The organism is Nocardioides sp. NPDC057772 (genome assembly GCF_042798075.1).
Classification (GTDB): Bacteria; Actinomycetota; Actinomycetes; order Propionibacteriales; family Nocardioidaceae; genus Nocardioides.
The window spans coordinates 1-17,408 of the sequence record NZ_JBHVKN010000102.1; the positions used below are offsets into that span (position 1 = coordinate 1).

Annotated in this window: 19 protein-coding genes; 14 read left to right on the forward strand and 5 right to left on the reverse strand. The window is 69.8% G+C overall.

Translation table 11 applies throughout. The annotated features are described in order from the left end of the window. Nucleotides 1-33: 33 nt before the first annotated feature. From rbfA to ACFVJS_RS16885, 10 genes are all read left to right on the forward strand, one after another. Nucleotides 34-495, forward strand: a complete 462-nt coding sequence (gene rbfA, locus ACFVJS_RS16840) for a 30S ribosome-binding factor RbfA (protein WP_378882372.1) — start codon at nucleotides 34-36, stop codon at nucleotides 493-495. After that, the gene (truB, locus tag ACFVJS_RS16845; RefSeq protein ID WP_378882375.1) at nucleotides 492-1,364 is read left to right on the forward strand and encodes a tRNA pseudouridine(55) synthase TruB; all 873 of its coding nucleotides are present in this window, start codon (nucleotides 492-494) and stop codon (nucleotides 1,362-1,364) included. Before rbfA ends, truB begins: the two co-directional genes overlap by 4 nt. 107 nt (nucleotides 1,365-1,471) lie before the next feature. Next, nucleotides 1,472-2,410: a bifunctional riboflavin kinase/FAD synthetase gene (locus ACFVJS_RS16850; protein ID WP_378882378.1), complete on the forward strand. Its 939-nt coding sequence runs from the start codon at nucleotides 1,472-1,474 to the stop codon at nucleotides 2,408-2,410. Between the two features lie 48 nt (nucleotides 2,411-2,458). Beyond that, nucleotides 2,459-3,298, forward strand: coding sequence for a hypothetical protein (locus ACFVJS_RS16855; RefSeq protein WP_378882381.1), 840 nt, complete (start codon nucleotides 2,459-2,461; stop codon nucleotides 3,296-3,298). Nucleotides 3,299-3,398: 100 nt separating this feature from the next. After that, on the forward strand, nucleotides 3,399-3,725 hold the full coding sequence (locus ACFVJS_RS16860; RefSeq protein ID WP_206443830.1) for a PadR family transcriptional regulator: 327 nt from the start codon (nucleotides 3,399-3,401) through the stop codon (nucleotides 3,723-3,725). Next, the gene (locus tag ACFVJS_RS16865) at nucleotides 3,722-4,894 is read left to right on the forward strand and encodes a hypothetical protein (protein ID WP_378882384.1); all 1,173 of its coding nucleotides are present in this window, start codon (nucleotides 3,722-3,724) and stop codon (nucleotides 4,892-4,894) included. Before ACFVJS_RS16860 ends, ACFVJS_RS16865 begins: the two co-directional genes overlap by 4 nt. A 299-nt stretch (nucleotides 4,895-5,193) precedes the next feature. Then, complete coding sequence (rpsO, locus tag ACFVJS_RS16870; RefSeq protein WP_008363208.1) at nucleotides 5,194-5,469, forward strand: 30S ribosomal protein S15; 276 nt, start codon at nucleotides 5,194-5,196, stop codon at nucleotides 5,467-5,469. 121 nt (nucleotides 5,470-5,590) lie between these two features. Next, nucleotides 5,591-6,775, forward strand: a complete 1,185-nt coding sequence (locus ACFVJS_RS16875) for a molybdopterin-dependent oxidoreductase (protein ID WP_378882387.1) — start codon at nucleotides 5,591-5,593, stop codon at nucleotides 6,773-6,775. 262 nt (nucleotides 6,776-7,037) lie between these two features. Beyond that, complete coding sequence (locus tag ACFVJS_RS16880; protein WP_378882390.1) at nucleotides 7,038-9,299, forward strand: polyribonucleotide nucleotidyltransferase; 2,262 nt, start codon at nucleotides 7,038-7,040, stop codon at nucleotides 9,297-9,299. A gap of 2 nt (nucleotides 9,300-9,301) precedes the next feature. Next, the gene (locus ACFVJS_RS16885) at nucleotides 9,302-10,696 is read left to right on the forward strand and encodes a M16 family metallopeptidase (protein ID WP_378882392.1); all 1,395 of its coding nucleotides are present in this window, start codon (nucleotides 9,302-9,304) and stop codon (nucleotides 10,694-10,696) included. A gap of 124 nt (nucleotides 10,697-10,820) precedes the next feature. On the opposite strand, the gene ACFVJS_RS16890 is transcribed toward ACFVJS_RS16885, so the two are convergent. Beyond that, complete coding sequence (locus tag ACFVJS_RS16890) at nucleotides 10,821-11,336, reverse strand: trans-aconitate 2-methyltransferase (protein ID WP_165110454.1); 516 nt, start codon at nucleotides 11,334-11,336, stop codon at nucleotides 10,821-10,823. 111 nt (nucleotides 11,337-11,447) lie between these two features. On the opposite strand from ACFVJS_RS16890, the gene dapB reads away from it, so the two are divergent. Further along, nucleotides 11,448-12,194 carry a 4-hydroxy-tetrahydrodipicolinate reductase gene (gene dapB, locus ACFVJS_RS16895; RefSeq protein ID WP_378882395.1) on the forward strand — a complete coding sequence of 249 codons (747 nt, stop codon included), beginning with the start codon at nucleotides 11,448-11,450 and terminating at the stop codon, nucleotides 12,192-12,194. A gap of 12 nt (nucleotides 12,195-12,206) precedes the next feature. Here dapB and ACFVJS_RS16900 read toward each other — a convergent pair whose 3' ends face one another. From ACFVJS_RS16900 to ACFVJS_RS16910, 3 genes are read right to left on the reverse strand one after another with little or no spacing between them, the layout of a single operon-like run. Beyond that, nucleotides 12,207-12,857 (reverse strand): GerMN domain-containing protein, encoded by a 651-nt coding sequence (locus ACFVJS_RS16900; RefSeq protein WP_378882397.1) that lies wholly within the window; start codon nucleotides 12,855-12,857, stop codon nucleotides 12,207-12,209. Then, the gene (locus ACFVJS_RS16905; protein WP_378882400.1) at nucleotides 12,854-14,245 is read right to left on the reverse strand and encodes an ATP-binding protein; all 1,392 of its coding nucleotides are present in this window, start codon (nucleotides 14,243-14,245) and stop codon (nucleotides 12,854-12,856) included. The genes ACFVJS_RS16900 and ACFVJS_RS16905 overlap by 4 nt, the downstream gene beginning before the upstream one ends. Next, a complete protein-coding gene (locus ACFVJS_RS16910; RefSeq protein WP_378882403.1) occupies nucleotides 14,242-14,967 on the reverse strand; it encodes a response regulator in 726 nt (241 codons plus the stop codon). The genes ACFVJS_RS16905 and ACFVJS_RS16910 overlap by 4 nt, the downstream gene beginning before the upstream one ends. A 124-nt stretch (nucleotides 14,968-15,091) precedes the next feature. Here ACFVJS_RS16910 and ACFVJS_RS16915 point away from each other — a divergent pair, with 124 nt between their 5' ends. After that, nucleotides 15,092-15,436, forward strand: coding sequence for an STAS domain-containing protein (locus ACFVJS_RS16915; RefSeq protein ID WP_378882406.1), 345 nt, complete (start codon nucleotides 15,092-15,094; stop codon nucleotides 15,434-15,436). Then, the gene (locus tag ACFVJS_RS16920; RefSeq protein ID WP_378882408.1) at nucleotides 15,436-15,825 is read left to right on the forward strand and encodes a hypothetical protein; all 390 of its coding nucleotides are present in this window, start codon (nucleotides 15,436-15,438) and stop codon (nucleotides 15,823-15,825) included. Before ACFVJS_RS16915 ends, ACFVJS_RS16920 begins: the two co-directional genes overlap by 1 nt. Here ACFVJS_RS16920 and ACFVJS_RS16925 read toward each other — a convergent pair. Next, nucleotides 15,816-16,400, reverse strand: coding sequence for a DUF3043 domain-containing protein (locus ACFVJS_RS16925; protein WP_378882410.1), 585 nt, complete (start codon nucleotides 16,398-16,400; stop codon nucleotides 15,816-15,818). The genes ACFVJS_RS16920 and ACFVJS_RS16925 overlap by 10 nt on opposite strands. A gap of 187 nt (nucleotides 16,401-16,587) precedes the next feature. Between ACFVJS_RS16925 and ACFVJS_RS16930 the strand changes: the two genes are divergently transcribed. Further along, the gene (locus ACFVJS_RS16930; RefSeq protein ID WP_378882413.1) at nucleotides 16,588-17,370 is read left to right on the forward strand and encodes a PspA/IM30 family protein; all 783 of its coding nucleotides are present in this window, start codon (nucleotides 16,588-16,590) and stop codon (nucleotides 17,368-17,370) included. Nucleotides 17,371-17,408 lie beyond the last annotated feature (38 nt).

Consider the following 17,408-nt stretch of genomic DNA (forward strand, 5'->3'; position numbering starts at 1 on the left):
ACGTCTCGATTTGCTTCGATTATTTGAGAGAGTGTGAACATGAGTAGCCCACGAGTTCGCAGGATCGCTGACCGGATCAAGGTCATCGTGGCGCAGATGCTGGAGCGGCGGATCAAGGACCCGCGGATCGGGTTCGTCACCGTCACCGACGTCCGGGTGACCGGCGACAGCCAGCAGGCGACGATCTTCTACACGGTGCTGGGCGCCGACTCGGAGGCGGAGCTGGCCGGCACGGCCGCCGCGCTGGAGTCGGCCAAGGGGCTGATCCGCTCCGAGGTGGCCAAGCAGCTCGGCACCCGCACGGCTCCGACGCTGGAGTTCATCCACGACGCGCTGCCCGAGACGGCCCGTCACCTCGACGACGTGCTCGCCCGCGCCAAGGCGCAGGACGACGCGGTCGCGGCTTCCCGCGGCACCACCTACGCCGGCGAGGCCGACCCCTACAAGAAGCCTCGTGAGACCGAGGACGAGTGGGACGAGGACGACGAGGAGTGAGTGTCAGCTCCGGTCTCGTCGTCGTCGACAAGCCTGCCGGCGTCACGTCCCACGACGTCGTCGCGCGCGTACGCCGGCTGGCCGGCACCCGCAAGGTCGGGCATGCCGGCACGCTGGACCCGATGGCCACCGGCGTACTCGTCCTGGGGGTCGAGCGGGCCACCCGGCTCCTCGGTCATCTGATGCTGACCGAGAAGTCCTACTCGGCGACCGTGCGGCTCGGGGTCACCACGACCACCGACGACGCCGAGGGTGAGGTGCTCTCGACGAGCTCGGCGGCTGATCTCGACGAGGAGCGCGTACGCAGCGCCTTCGCCAGCCAGGTCGGTGACATCCTCCAGGTGCCGACCGCGGTGTCCGCGATCAAGGTCGACGGCAAGCGCGCCTACCAACGCGTACGCGACGGGGAGCAGGTCGAGCTGAAGGCGCGACCCGTCACAGTGCACGAGCTCACCATCGGCGAGATCCGCAGGGAGGGCGACGTGGTCGACGTCGACATCGCTGTGCGCTGCTCCTCGGGCACCTACATCCGGGCGATCGCCCGCGACGTCGGGGAGGCGCTCGGGGTCGGCGGACACCTGACGATGCTGCGCCGGACCGCGGTCGGGCCCTACGGTCTCGATGTCGCTCGGACGCTCGACGAGCTCGCCGACGATTTCGCCGTGCTGCCGCTCGCCCACGCCGCGCGTGCCGCGTTCACCCCCTACGACCTCTCCGAGGAGCAGGCGCAGGACGTCCGCTACGGCCGCAAGCTCGCGGTCACGCTCGACGGGCTCACCGGTGTCTTCGCCCCCGACGGCGAGTTCCTGGCGCTCTACGAGCCGGTCGGGCCCCAGACCGCCAAGGCCACGGCCGTCTTCGTCGGCTGACGTCTCGGCCTGCGGGGTTCCGTCCCGACGCGGTGGAACGCGTTCTGCTTGGTTTGTCAGGTGGCCCGGATCCGGGGAAGGGGACCGAGCATGGATATTCTGGCGGCGTGTTCTGGAGAAGTCTGAGCGAGGTGCCGGCCGACCTCGGCCGCACCTGTGTCGTGATCGGCAACTTCGACGGAGTCCATCTCGGGCACCAGCATGTGCTGCGCCGGGGGCGCGAGGTGGCGGACGCCACGGACCTCACCCTGGTGGCGGTCACCTTCGACCCGCACCCGATGGCGGTGCTGCGGCCCGAGCACGCCCCCGGTGTGCTCACCAGGATGGAGGAGCGCGCCGAGCTGCTGCTCGCCGCCGGTGCCGACGCCGTGCTCGCGCTTCCCTTCGACATGGAGATGGCCAACTGGGCGCCCGACGAGTTCGCCCAGCGGGTGCTCGTCGACGCGCTGCACGCCGAGGCATGCGTGGTCGGCGCCAACTTCCGTTACGGCTGCAAGGCGGCCGGCGACGTGGCCGACCTGATCGCCTACGGCAAGATCCACGACTTCTCCGCCGAGGGGATCCCGCTCGACGGCGGTCCCCAGGTGTGGTCCTCGACCTACATCCGGACCTGCCTGGCGGCCGGTGACGTCACCGGAGCCGCCGAGGCGCTCGGCCGTCCCTACTCCGTGCGCGGCGTCGTCGTGAAGGGCGACCAGCGCGGTCGCGAGCTCGGCTTCCCGACGGCCAACGTGCCCACCGACTCGCTGACCGCGGTGCCGCCCGACGGCATCTACGCGGGCTGGCTGACCCGGCGCGACACGGGGGAGCGGTTCCCCGCCGCGATCTCGGTCGGCACCAATCCCACCTTCGAGGGCGTGGTCGGACGCCGGGTCGAGTCCTACGTGCTCGACCGCGACGACCTGGAGCTCTACGGCGTCGAGGTCGAGGTCGCCTTCGTGGAGCGGCTGCGCGGCATGGTCGCCTTCGAGGGGATCGACGCGCTCGTGGCGCAGATGCGCGCCGACGTGGTGCGGGCGCGCGAGATCCTTTCGTCAGCGCCGTAACGCGACGGCCCTATCCACCGGGGTGAAGGTGCGGTTGAATTGTTTGTCATGGATCCCCACTCCACCCCAACGTCCGCCTATGAGACCGAGGTCGAGGCCGACCGTGCCCGCGGCGGCATCCCGGCCTTCATCAACGCGGTCCTCGTCACCGGTGGGCTCTGGGCCCTGCAGTTCTTCTCCGGGTCGTCGCCGTTCTCCGGCTGGGCCGAGGAGAACGGCAGCGACTCGGCCGGGTGGGCAGCCACGCTGCTCGGTGAGCGGCTCACCTACTTCGGCGAGGGGGCGTTCGGCGGCCTCTTCTCCGGAGATGCCCTGGTGCTCTCCGCCATCCTCACCGTGACCGTCTTCGTGCTCACCGGGCTGCTGACCTGGCTCGGCACCGTCGGCATCTGGCCGCGCGCGTTCTGGCCGGTGTTCCTCGGCTGCTGGTTCGCCGCGATCGTCGCCACCGCCGCGGGCCAGTTCGCCGGCGCCGTCTACACCTACTTCACCGACGGCCGCTCGGCCCAGGTGCGCGCCGCACTCGACGAGGTGCTCGAGTCGGGCGCTGCGTACGGGCTGACCTACGGGTGGGCGCTCGGTCTCCTGATCGCGCTGATCTGGCTCGCGGTGCCCGGCAACCGGGTCGAATACACCTCGATGTCCTCGCTCATCTCCGACAGCGAACCGGGGAACGCCCCTGGTGGCTACGGTCAGCAGCTGCGCTCGAGCGTCGCCGTGCCGACCGCCCAGACCCGAATCGTCCCCGCCTCGCCCGCCGGCCGCCCGGCCCAGCCCGTCCAGCCCGTCCAGATCCGCACCTTCACCGGCCCTGCCCGCGGCTCCGGCCCGGCGAGCGACACGGCGGCCTGGAAGGACTTCGTCCGCGACGTACGCGGGCGGTCCTAGTCCGGCCGGGTCTCCTCCGCGCCGCCGAGCTCCGAGCTCGCTGCGGCGCGCGGTGCCATGCTCTGGCAAGTAGTGCGCACTGCGTAGTAGTGTGCCAAGCATGGATACCACCCAGCTGCTCAAAGGGGTGCTCGACCTGACCGTACTGGCCGTCGTCGACGGCGAGGACGCGTACGGCTATGACATCGTCCGCAAGCTCCGCGACAGCGGGCTCACGGACGTCGGGGACGCGTCGGTCTACGGCACCCTGCGGCGGCTGTACGCCGCCGGCTCCCTGACCTCCTATGTCGTGCCGTCGGAGTCCGGTCCGCACCGCAAGTACTACGGCATCACGCCCGCCGGGCAAGGCCAGCTCAAGCAACAGCGCGAGGACTGGTCCCACTTCTCCACCACTGTCACCCAGATCCTCCAAGGGGCACGCGCATGACGACCACAGATGCAGAGGCGAACGTCGCACCGGAGGTGCGGCTCTTCCTGGCTCGCGTACGCCGTGAGCTCGCCGACCTCGACCCGGAGGTGCTCAGCGACATCACCGACGGGCTCGAGGCCGACTTCACCGAGCTGGTCGAGGAGCGTGGGCCCGACGCGCTCGGCGACCCGGTGGAGTACGCCAAGGAGCTGCGGGCGGCCGCGGGGATCCCGGCGGGCGTACCGGCACGGCGGGGGTTCGGGGAGCAGGTCGACGGGTTCCTGGACGCCGGCCACGCCCGCTTCGACGTCGCGGTCGCCAAGCTCGGCGAGCTGCTGCGTACGGATCTGGGGCCCGTGGTCGCCTGGCTGCGGCCGCTGTGGTGGATCGTGCGCGCCTGGGTCGCGGTCTGGCTGGTCTCGGCGGTGTTCAGTTGGACCATGTCGAGCGCTCCCTCGGTCGTGCTCCTCATCGTCGCGGTGGTGGTCAGCATGTTCATCGGCGCCGGGCGGGTCTGGCCCGGCGGCGAGCGTGGGACCCTCGCGCGGGTGGTGCTCCTGGTCCTGAACGCGTTCGCCGCGTTCGTGCTCTTCATGACCTGGGCGACTGGCGTCCTCGGCAGCAGCATGGACTACGACCGAGGCTGGACCGACGGTTACAACGAGGCCAACGGCGGCTATGGCGCGCCGATCGAGGAGCAGGCGGGGATCTACTCCGACGGGAAGTGGGTCAGCAACATCTACCCCTACGACGCCTCGGGCAAGCCGCTGACCGGCGTCCAGCTCTTCGACCAGGAGGGCGAGCCGATCGACGTAGTCACCCAGCCCGACTGCACCTCGACGACTGCTGTGCCCCTGCCGCCGCTGGCCGTCGACGAGCTCGACACGGCCGAGGTCGCCTGCACCGACGGGATGACCGGTGAGGCGCTGCAGCCGCGGATCTTCTACCCCTGGTCCAACGGTGCCGCGCAGCTCTACAACGTCTTCCCGCTGCCCAGCCGGGTCCAGCCGGGCACCGCGCTCGACCCGAACGCGTTCGCGGACGGGAACGAGGACGCGCCGGCGATCCAGGAGCCGCCGCTGGCCACCGTGCCGAAGGTGTCGCTGCCCGGGGTGTCGACGAGCGCGCCGAGTGCATCCCCGAGCGCATCATCGAGCGCCTCCGCGGGTACCGCCGACAGGCCATGACCTGACCTGATGCAACCGATCCCGGTTCCGCAGCGTCGATCCAGATGGCGGAGAGACGAGGTGAGGTTGATGAAGCTGTGGTGGAGGTTGCGGCGGCTGGTGGCGCGACTCGTGCTCGTGGCTTGATCCGGCGGCGATTCGGGGCGCACCCCGGCTCGCTGTTAATCTTCTCGGGTTGTCGTCCCATGGGGGTCGACAGCTCAAGCCGTGAAATCGGCCGCGGACCAAGAGTGCCCCGGTGAACAGGCCCGGGCGCGCCGCGCAACGAGTAGGCCCACGGGCCGGAAGGGAGCCTTCGCATGGCAGTTGGAACTGACGCGGAGACCAAGAAGAAGATCATCGCCGAGTACGCCACGACCGAGGGTGACACCGGCTCGCCGGAGGTGCAGATCGCGCTGCTGTCGCACCGCATCTCCCACCTGACCGACCACCTCAAGGAGCACAAGCACGACCACCACAGCCGTCGTGGTCTGCTGCTGCTCGTCGGTCAGCGCCGCCGCCTTCTCAACTACCTTCAGAAGAAGGACATCGAGCGCTACCGCTCGATCATCGAGAAGCTCGGCCTTCGCCGTTGATCTCCTGATCTTCGTACGCAGCGGCCGCCCGGACCTCCGGGCGGCCGCTGTTCGTTCTCCGGGGTACCCGGAGACCCCAAGACACTAGCTACATCAAATTAGTAGTGTTAATCTGGCGGGCATGACACGCGCAGGACTGAACCGCCGCTCCTTCCTCACGGCCTCCGCGCTCGGCGCGGCCGCGGTGGGCACCACTCAGGCCACCCAGTCGGTCACCGCCGGCGCCGCGGCTGGTGCGCCGGCGATCCTCAAGCCGCTGCCGGCCGAGCGCTTCGTCGACTACGGCACCAACGCCGAGACCCGCTGGGACTCGGTCGACCCGCGCCGCTACCTGACGCCGCAGGCCGACCTGTTCGTGCGCAACCACACCGCGACCCCGCGGATCGACCCCGCGACGTACGAGCTGGAGATCTTCGGCGACGGGCTGCGCGACCCCGCCGGGGTCCGGCTCACCCTCGACGACCTCAAGGCGTTCCGGCACGTCGAGACGACCTCCGTCCACGAGTGCACCGGCAACGGACGCAGCTTCTTCGCGACCCAGCAGGGCCAGGAGGTCAGTGGCACGAAGTGGACGCTCGGTGCCGTCGGCGCGGTCCGCTGGAAGGGCGTCCGCCTCCAGGACGTCCTCACGGCCGTCGGGGTCCGGCACGACGCGGTCTCGGTGCAGGCGACCGGGCTCGATGCCAGCTATGTGGACAAGGGCGTCGACTACGGCCGGGTGCGCCGGCCGTTCCCGATCGAGAAGGCCTACGACGACGCGCTGCTGGTGTGGGGTGCCAACGGCGAAGACCTGCTGCCCGACCACGGGTTCCCGCTGCGGCTGCTGCTGCCGGGCTGGATCGGGATCGCGTCGATCAAGTGGCTCGGCTCGCTGGAGGTCTCCACGAGCGTGCTGACCTCACCGTGGGACACCACGTGGTACAACGTCGACGGCCCGCTCACCGTCAACCCGGTCCGCTCCGCGCTCGAGCTGGAGTGGAACGCCCAGATCCCGGCGGGGGAGCGGATCGTGCTCAGCGGCCGCTCCTGGTCCGGTGCGGCGCCGATCGCGCGGGTCGAGATCAGCACCGACGGCGGCGAGACCTGGGCGCTGGCCGTCCAGCACGCGCCGGGTCGCCCCACGGGCGGCCACGGCCTCGGCTGGGCGCAGTGGGACCACACCTGGCGGAACCCGGCGCCCGGGGCGTACGAGATCCTCGTCCGGGCCACCGACCGGGCCGGTCGCACCCAGCCCGACGTCGCCGCGCACAACCCCGGCGGCTACTTCTTCGACGCCGTCGTACGCCACCCCGTCGCGGTCGTGTGAGACGCGACCGGGGCGCGCGTTCCACGTTTCGGGCGGTCGGCGGATAGGCTGGACCGAGAGTGCTACGGCCACCGGCCGGCGTACGAAGAAAAAGATCATCACCAGGAGCGGCCCGCCCGACCGGCTCGGTCCTCGGTAGTGACTCCCAGATTTCGGCATCTGCCGCGAAGGCTGAGGGTCTCGATCGAAGACCGGCCCTGTGCGCGAGCGCGCGCACACGCCCGGCGCGGGGTCGCTCCGTGAGAAACTAAGGACGAATTCCTTGACCGAACCAGTCATCACTGCCGTCGAGACCACCATCGACAACGGCAAGTTCGGCACCCGCACCGTCAAGTTCGAGACCGGGCTGCTGGCCCGGCAGGCCGCGGGTTCCGTGACCGCCTACCTCGACGACGAGACGATGCTGCTGTCGGCGACCACCGTCTCGAAGCAGCCGAAGGACCACTTCGACTTCTTCCCGCTCACGGTGGACGTCGAGGAGCGGATGTACGCCGCGGGCAAGATCCCCGGCTCCTTCTTCCGTTCCGAGGGCCGCCCCGGCGAGGACGCGATCCTCACCTGCCGACTGATCGACCGCCCGCTGCGCCCGACCTTCAAGAAGGGCCTGCGCAACGAGGTCCAGGTCGTCATCACCGTCATGGCGCTCGACCCCGACCAGCCCTACGACGTGCTCGCGATCAACGCCGCGTCGATGTCCACCCAGCTCTCCGGCCTGCCGTTCTCCGGCCCGGTCGGCGGCGTACGCGTCGCCCTGATCGAGGGCCAGTGGGTCGCCTTCCCGACCCACAGCCAGCTCGAGAACGCCGTCTTCGACATGGTCGTCGCCGGCCGCGTCACCGACTCCGGCGACGTCGCGATCATGATGGTCGAGGCCGAGTCCACCGAGCAGACCTGGGACCTGGTCCAGGCCGGTGCCCAGGCGCCGACCGAGCCGATCGTGGCCGGTGGTCTGGACGCCGCCAAGCCGTTCATCAAGCAGCTCGTCGAGGCCCAGGCCGAGCTTGCCAAGCAGGCCGCCAAGCCGGTGCAGGACTACCCGATCTTCCTGGACTACCAGGACGACGTCTACGAGGCCGTCGAGGCCACCGTCGGCGCCGACGTACGCGACCTCTACACCGTGGGCGGCAAGCGAGAGCGCACGCTGTCCAAGCACGAGCGTGAGGACGAGGCCGACCGGATCAAGGCGGCCCTGATCGAGAAGATCGGCGCGCAGTTCGAGGGCCGCGAGGGTGAGATCGGCGCGGCCTACCGGGCCATCACCAAGAAGGCCGTGCGCGAGCAGGTCCTGCGCGACAAGGTCCGCATCGACGGTCGCGGCCTGGCCGACATCCGTCCGCTGCACGCCGAGGTCGGGGTGATCCCGCGGGTTCACGGCTCCTCGCTCTTCGAGCGTGGCGAGACCCAGATCCTGGGTGTCACCACCCTCGACATGCTCAAGATGGAGCAGCAGCTCGACACCCTCTCCCCGGAGAAGTCGCGCCGCTACATGCACAAGTACGTCTTCCCGCCGTTCTCCACCGGTGAGACCGGCCGCGTCGGCTCGCCCAAGCGCCGCGAGGTCGGCCACGGTGCGCTCGCCCGCCGCGCGCTCCTGCCGGTGATCCCGAGCCGTGAGGAGTTCCCCTACGCGATCCGCCAGCTCTCCGAGGCCATGGGCTCCAACGGCTCCACCTCGATGGGCTCGGTCTGCGCCTCGACGATGTCGCTGCTCAACGCGGGTGTCCCGCTGAAGGCCCCGGTCGCCGGCATCGCGATGGGTCTGATCTCCGGTGAGATCGACGGCGAGACGAAGTACGTCGCGATCACCGACATCCTCGGTGCCGAGGACGCCTTCGGCGACATGGACTTCAAGGTCGCCGGCACCCCGGAGTTCGTCACCGCGCTCCAGCTCGACACCAAGCTCGACGGCATCCCGGCCGAGGTCCTCGCCCAGGCGCTGAACCAGGCCAAGGACGCTCGGATGACCATCCTGGACGTCATGCACGAGGCCATCGGCGGCGTCGAGGAGATGGCTCCGACCGCTCCGCGGATCATCACCGTGAAGGTCCCCGTGGACAAGATCGGCGAGGTCATCGGTCCGAAGGGCAAGGTGATCAACCAGATCCAGGAGGATACCGGCGCCCAGATCTCCATCGAGGACGACGGCACGGTGCTCATCGGCGCGACCGACGGCGGTGCCGCCGAGGCCGCCCGCGCGGCGGTCAACGCGATCGCCAACCCGACCATGCCCGAGGTCGGCGAGCGCTACCTCGGCACGGTCGTGAAGACGACCAACTTCGGTGCCTTCGTCGCCCTGCTCCCGGGCAAGGACGGCCTGCTCCACATCACCAAGCTGCGCGCTCTCAACGGCGGCAAGCGAGTGGAGTCGGTCGAGGACGTCGTCGAGGTCGGCCAGAAGATCCAGGTCGAGATCGCCGAGATCGACGACCGCGGCAAGCTCTCGCTCGCCCCGGTGCTCGAGGAGGAGGCTCCCGCCGAGGAGGCTTCGGCTGAGACCGCCACCGAGGCCGCAGACGAGGAGTGACCTTGGCGTCACGCACTACTGAGTGGAATGCCTCTGGCTCCGCTTCGGCACGAGGGACCGGTCGACACAAGGGTGTCGGCCGGTCCTCCGGCTATAACCAGGAGCCCGGCACCACCGTCACGCTCGAGCAGACCGAGGTCAACGGCGCGGTGACGTCGCTGGTGCGCCGTACGGTCCACCCCTCGGGCCTGCGGATCGTGTCCGAGCAGATGGCCGGGGTCCGCTCGGCCGCCGTCGGCGTCTTCATCGGCGTCGGGTCCCGCGACGAGACCGCGCGTCAGCACGGCTGCTCCCATTTCCTCGAGCACCTGCTGTTCAAGGGCACCCCGTCCCGTACGGCCTTGGAGATCTCCTCGTCGATGGACCGCGTCGGCGGCGAGTTCAACGCCTACACCGCCAAGGAGTACACCTGCTTCCACGCGCGGGTGCTCGACGACGACCTGCCGCTGGCGATCGATGTCGTCGGCGACATGCTGACCTCCTCGCTGATCACGGCCGAGGACGTCGAGGCCGAGCGTGACGTGATCCTCGACGAGATCGCGATGCACGACGACGACCCCGACGACGTCATCCACAATCTCGTCGCGGCCCAGGCGTGGGGTGCCGAGACGCCGCTCGGGCGGGGCATCGCCGGCACGGAGGCCTCGATCTCCGCGCTGACCCGCGAGGAGATCAACGACTTCTACCGGGAGCACTACGTCGCGCCCCGGATGGTCGTCGCGGTCGCCGGCAACGTCGACCACGACGAGGTCGTGGCGATGGTGGAGAAGGCCTTCTCCGGCTCGGGGTTCCTGCAGGGATCGGCGGCGCCGGTTCCTCCGCGCGAAGGGGCGCCGCTCGAGGTCGTCGCCGGCGAGATCAGCGCCGAGCGTCCGCTCGAGCAGGTCAACGTGATCCTGGCCCGCGAGGGCCTGCAGCGCGGCGACGACCGCCGTTTCGCCTTCGAGGTGGTCAACACCGCCGTCGGCGGGGCGACCTCGTCACGGCTCTTCCAGGAGGTCCGCGAACACCGGGGCCTGGCCTACTCGGTCTACTCCTACGCCTACAGCCACGCCGAGACGGGCCTCTTCGGGGTCCAGGTCGGCTGCCTGCCGGCCAAGCTCGACGAGGTCCTCGAGGTCGTACGCTCCGAGCTGGCCGCCGTCGCCCGCGACGGCATCACCGCCGAGGAGCTCGAGCTCGGCAAGGGCCAGCTGCGCGGCGGGCTCGTGCTGGGCCTGGAGGACTCCGCCTCCCGGATGTCCCGCATCGGCCGAGCCGAGCTGGTCCACCGCGAGCTCTACTCGATCGACGAGGTCCTGGCCCGCATCGACGCGGTCACCCTGGAGGACTGTCGCGAGGTCGCTGCCGAGATCCTCACCCGGCCCGAGATCCTCGCGGTCGTCGGGCCGGCCTGAGTCCGTCCCCAGGGATACCCGGTCGACCGGGTATCCCTGGGGTTGACGGGCATTGAAACACCCCGCAAACCCGAGAACTCCCCGTCAAGCTTGCGGGCTCGTCTCGCGATGCGGATGTCGGCGGCTACCGCTTGCCGATGATCCCGACGGCGGCGGGGACCTTGGAGTCGACGATGGAGACCCGGAAGCCGGCGTCGGCCAGCGCCTTGCTCGACTTCTCGATGATCTCGGGGACCTGCTCGCGCTGGGTGGCCTCGTAGAAGAGGTTGACCGTGCCGCCGGGGAGCACGCGCTCATGGAGCAGCGCGATCTCGGCGGATGCGTCGCGCACCCAGAACAGGTTGACGTTGAACGCGAAGACCTTCGTCAGCCGCTTGACCGGCACCCGCAGCGTCGCGAGATCGATCTGGCGGACCGTGAGGCGCCCTGACTCCAGGTATTTCGCGCAGCGTCGCTTCGTACGATCGACGCCCGACTCCGAGCGGTCGATCGCAAACAGCTTTCCGGTCTCCAGCCGGCTACAGATCAGCTCGGCACCAGCCCCCGGGCCACAGCCGACTTCAAGGACATGATCGTTCGGTTGGATGTCCATGAAGTCAACGGCCCAACGGATCCGAGCAGGGATCGTCTGCACCACCATGGGTCCAAGACTGCCAGATCCACCTACCGTTGTGCGCACGACCCTCGCCGGACAGTGTTCACCGGATGCTGGTAGATCGTTGCTGGAGCGTGATCTATAGGGTTGGGCCCCATGATTAAGGTGGCTGTTCTCGGTGCACGTGGCAAGCTCGGCTCGGCGGTCTGCGAGGCCGTGGAGTCCGCCGACGACATGGAGCTCGCGGCGCGGATCGGTCGCGGCGACGAACTGTCGGCGATCACGGACGCCGGCGCCGAGGTGGCCGTCGACGTCACCACGCTCGAGGCGGTCATGGGCAACGCCGAGTTCTGCCTGTCCCACGGCGTGCACACGGTGATCGGCACCTCCGGCTTCGGCCCCGACCGTGTCGAGCAGCTCGAGGCCTGGCTGGCGAAGGCGCCGGGTGTCGGCGCGATGGTGGTGCCCAACTTCTCGGTCGGCGCCGTGCTGATGATGCGCTTCGCCGAGCTCGCCGCCGCCCACTTTCCGTCGGTGGAGATCGTCGAGACCCACCACGAGCGGAAGGCCGACGCTCCCTCCGGTACGGCGCGCAGGACCGCCGAGCTCGTTGCTGCGGCGCGCCGGGAGGCCGGCGTGGGCCCGGCGCCCGACGCGACCACCTCGGCGCTCGACGGCGCCCGTGGCGCCTCCGTGGAGGGCATCCCGATCCACTCGCTGCGGATGTCCGGCTCGGTCGCCCACCAGGAGGTCGTCCTCGGCGGCGTCGGCGAGCTGCTGACCATCCGCCACGACTCGCTCTCCCACGCCTCCTTCGCCCACGGCGTGCTCGCCGCGATCCGCGGCATCGGCGCGCGCCCAGGGCTCACCATCGGCCTCGAAGACGTCCTCGGACTGGCCTGAGTGGGAAGCGGCTCAGCCGGGGCAGAGGTCCCGGTGTCGTAGCCGATCGTCCTTGGGCTGCTCGGCGGGGTCGGCGAGGAGGCTGCGGTAGTCGTCGTGCCGCAGCGGGCCGTCGGCCAGCTCGCCAGATGACCGCGGTGCCTGCAGGGGTCCGGCGTCGTACTCCATCTCCACCCGGTCCACGCCGGGGATCGAGGTCAGCGAGAGCACTGTCTGCGCCGTGGCGAGCACGACCCGGTTGGTGGCAATCTGGTCGTCGGCGGAGACACGGAGGTGGGCGGTGCGATCGGCGATCTCCACCAGCTCCAGCCATCCTTCCGGCGGCATGGCCGTGCCGAGGCCTTCGCCCAGATCGCGCGAGGAGGGACCGTCGCCGAGCTGGTCGAGGATGTTCCTGGCGACGCCGGTCAGGGTCTTGGAGCAGAAGCTCCCCGCGGGTCGGCCGACGAGTCGCTCCTGGGAGTCGACCCAGTAGAGCCGCGGTCCGGTCGCACCTCCGGCCGCATCCGACGGCACCTCGGTCGAGTCGTCGAGCAGATGGTAGGGCACCTCGGAAGGGTCGACGGTGCGCACCTTGTCGTCATGGGGAACGCCGCACGACGCGACCCCGAGCAGGAGAAGACCCGCGGCACCCGCCGCCCAGGCCGTACGCAGCACCCTCATGTCACCTCCCGGCCCGCGGAGGACCGCGCCGTGGGCGCCACGGGGAGGGAGAGCACGAAGTCGGCGCCTCCGGAGTCGGCCTCGCGGCACCAGACGGAGCCGTCGTGGAGCTGGGCGGTCTGCTCGACGATGCTCAGCCCGAGCCCGCTGCCGGTGGTCGCCCCGCGAGCACCCATCCGGGCGAACCGGTCGAAGATGCGCTCCCGCTCGGCGGCGGGGACGCCAGGGCCGGAGTCGACGACGTGGATCTCCGCGTAGCCACGCCGCGCGGAGGCGTGCACGGCGGTGAGGCCACCGCCGTGGGTCTCGGCGTTGCGGACCAGGTTGGCCAGCGCTCGGTGGACCTGCAGCCGGTCGGCGTATATCTCCAGGTCCCTGGGCACCTCCACGGTCACCTCGCTGCCGATCGCGGCCTCCGCCAGAATCGCGGCGACCAGGCCGGCGACGCCCAGCACCTCCCACTCCGACTCACGCACCCCGGCGTCGAGCCGCCCCAGCGTGATCAGGTCCTCCAGTGCTCCGCGGAACCGGTCCAGCTCGCCGGACATCAGGCCCACGGCCGTCGCGGAACTCGGTGAGAGGGTGGGGTCGCCCTGCAGGACACCCAGGCTGGTGGTGAGGGTCGCCACGGGTGTACGGAGCTCGTGGCTCACGTCGGCGGCGAAGCGGGCGTCGTGGTCGAGACGCTCGACGACGGTGTCGACCATGGTGTTGAACGACCCGGTCAGCGTGGCCAGGTCGGGATCGTCGGTCGCCTCGACCCTGGTGTCGAGCTCGCCGGCGGAGATACGCGCGGCGGCCAGGGCGACCTGTCGCAGCGGACGCAGCACCCGCCGGGCTGCGTACCAGCCCATGATGCCGCCGGCGACGGTCGTCAGTGCCGCCGAGATGGCGAGGGCGTAGCCCATGGTGTCGAGGGTCTGGCTGAGCTCCTTGGCGTAGGTGACCTCGTAGTAGTCGGCGTCGACGCCCTCGAGCGGGATCCCGACCACGATGTTGGGCCGGTCGCCGGCGTCGTTCCAGGAGAGCGCGACCTCGCCCTCCTCGACGCTTCTGACCACGTTGCGGGTGGCGTCGCGGACGGGTGTGGTGAGGTCGGAGGAGTACCACTGGCCGTCCTGGTGGACGAGCACCGTGGTGCGGCTCGGCGGAGCGATCTCGGCGAGCACCTCGGCGACGCTCACCCCGTTGGTGCGCAGCCGTTCCTTGACCAGCGCGGCGTCGATGTAGGCCTGCTGCAGGGCGTTCCGCTCGCGTTGCACGATCAGATAGTGACGCGCGGAGAAGTAGGTGCCGAAGGCGAGGATCAGGCTGATCAGCAGCGCGCCGGCGGCGAACGTGGCGACCACGTTGGTGCGGAGCCCCCGACGGGGCGGCCACCGGCTCATCGCGGGTCCAGCCGATAGCCCAGCCCGCGAACCGTCGAGATGACGCCGCGAACATCCGGGTCGGTGTCGACCTTGTTCCGCAGCCGGCTGACGTGCACGTCGACGACCCGGACGTCGCCGTGATGACCCTCCGGCCACATCTGGCTGACCAGGTTCTCGCGGGTCATCACCCGGCCCGGGCTGGCCGCCAAGGCGAGCAGAAGCTTGAACTCCGTGCTGGTCAGGTGGAGGTCCTCGGCTCCGCGGCGCAGGGTCGCGGCGGCCGGATCGAAGACGAGGGGTCCGTCGGTCGAGTCGAGCACGATTCCGCTGGCCGGTGTGTAGCCCCCGGCGGCGGGCACGAGCGGGTAGTCGGGGCGCCGCAGCGCCGCCTTGATCCGGGCCCTGACCTCGGCGACGTCGAACGGCTTGCGTACGTAGTCGTCGGCTCCCGCTTCGAGCGCCGCGACCACGTCCTTGGCGCCGTCGCGGGCACTGATCACGATGATCGGCGCGGTCGTGCGCGGGCGGATGCTGCGGATGAAGGTGAACCCGTCGATGCCGCCGAGCATCAGGTCGACGAGCATCACGTCGAAGGGCCGCTCGCCGTCCAGGGCGAGGGCGACCTCGGCGTCGTCCGCCTCGCCGACCGCGTATCCCTCCTGCTCGAGGAAGAGTCGGAGTGACGTACGCAGCCCGTAGTCGTCCTCCAGGATGAGCACTCGTCTTGCTGCCTCTTGCACGTCTCGGATCGTCTCATCCGAGCGGTGACGACACCGCGCCGTTGTGGTCTGCGGGCGGGAAGTGACACGAAACTGACACGAAACTGCGAAGGGACCTTCATACGTGGCGGTCAGGGTTGGCGGCATGAGCGAGGAAGACTTCTACCCGGTCGAGGAGACCGTCGTCGTCCCGTTCTCGGACGCCACCTGCCGGCGGGCTGTCCACAACCTGCGTTGGCGGCTCGCGGAGATGCTCGCGGGCGGTCCCGAGGCGGTCGTGGTCGATCTGACCGGGCTGACCCGGTTCTCCTCGACGACGGTCGCCGCACTGTTGTGGGCGAAGCGCCGCTGCGGTACGCGGGGCGTGCCCGTCCATCTCCGGAACGCCGACCCAGCCCTCGCCGGTCGGCTCCGCCGCGCCGGTCTCGACACCATCTGGGACATCCAGGCGGCTCCGGACACACCATCCCCCACCCGAGAGGTCAGTTGATGAGCAACCACGTCCACGACACGGAGCGCGAACAAGCGGCGGACCTGCTGACGCCGGACCAGGCGATGGGCCAGGTGCGGGCATGGACCGACTCCCGGGTCGTCGGCGACCGCGCCGCCAACCGGCTCGAGGTGCTCGCCGCCTTCGGTGTCCATGTGGCCCTCACGAACCTGCCCGGCGAGATCTGGGTCAAGCTGGCCTGGCGTACCCCGACCCGGGTCGAGCTCTCCACGGTCTGGACGCTCACCTCGATGCCCGCAGCGGCACCGGAGCCCTACGTCGCCGAGAAGCTGACCGACCTGGCCAGCTCATGGAGCTTCCAGGACCGCGTGGGCGGAGCGAGCCTCGTGTGCGAGGTCGAGGACGCTCCGGTCGAAGATCAGCGGTAGTCGTCGGGGAGCTGGGTGCCGATCTTGACCTGCGGCTTGGGCAGGCGCAGCGGGCGGATCTGGATGGCCCGCATGATCGCGTAGTAGGTGGTGCCCTTGAGGTCGTTGTCGGGGAAGCGGCGCTTGAGCTCCTTGCGGAGCAGGAAGCGCAGCGCGATCAGGTTGACGACCACGGTGGCCATCACGACGAGGGTGAAGAGCTGGGAGTACATCGCCAGCTCGAGGCTGACGTAGGGCACCACCAGCGCGATGATCAGCACCGGGAGCACGATCTCGGCGAAGGTGAACCGGGCGTCGATCCAGTCGCGGATGAAGCGCTTGACCGGGCCCTTGTCGCGCAGCGGCAGGTAGCGCTCGTCGCCGGTCTTCATCGCCTGGCGCATCTTCTCGCCCTGCTCGGCGCGCTGGGCGCGGTTGGCGGCGTTGATCTCCTTGCGCGTACGCGGCTGCTTCAGGCGCGCCTTGCGTGCCGCCTCCGCTTCCTTGCGCGTGGGGGTCGGGCGACCCTTGCCGGTCTCCTTGACCGGGCTCTCGGGCTCGACGACCTGCGGGGCGGGGGACTTGCGACCGAACAACTTAAGTGACCTCTTACCTGTTGGCTGGGACACACACAGGATATCCCGAGCGGCCTTGACAGCGAGTTTTGTGGACCCGACCTAAGGTGAGAGGCAACACTTGTCCTAGGACGACGAGAGTCCAGCGGCAAGCGACGACGCGGGGCGGCCGGCGGTCGGCCGCATATGAGAGGCGTAAAGGGAACCGATGAGTGTGATGAAGCGGCTGAGCCTGGTCTTCAAGGCGAAGGCAAACAAGGCGCTCGACAAGGCCGAGGACCCACGGGAGGTGCTCGACTACAGCTACCAGAAGCAGCTTCAGATGCTGCAGCAGGTGCGCCGCGGCGTCGCGGACGTCGCGACCAGCCGCAAGCGCGTCGAGCTGCAGATCAACGGGCTCAAGCAGCAGTCCGACAAGCTCACCGGACAGGCCCAGAAGGCCATCGAGATGAACCGCGAGGATCTCGCTCGCGAGGCGCTGACCCGCAAGTCGGGACTGACGAGCCAGATCAACGATCTCAACACGCAGCTCGCCACCCTCCAGGGTGAGGAGGAGAAGCTCACCCTCGCCCAGCAGCGGCTGCAGGCCAAGGTGGAGGCCTTCCGCACCAAGAAGGAGACCATCAAGGCGACCTACACCGCCGCCGAGGCGCAGACCCGGATCAACGAGGCCGTCTCCGGCATCGGTGAGGAGATGGGCGACATCGGCCTGGCGATGCAGCGGGCCGAGGACAAGACCCTCGAGATGCAGGCCCGCGCGGGTGCCGTTGACGAGCTGCTCGCCTCGGGCGCCCTCGACGACCTCACCGCCGGACCGTCCGACGACATCACCCGTCAGCTCGACGCGCTCAGCTCGACCAACGACGTCGAGGCCGAGCTCGCCGCGCTCAAGGGCCTCAGCTCCCCGCAGCAGACGCAGGCGCTGCCCGGCGCCGACGCCAACGCGCCGGTGATCGACGTGGAGTCGACCGAGAAGAAGGCCGAGCAGTGATCGTTCGCATCCTGGGTGAGGGGCAGTACGACGTCGAC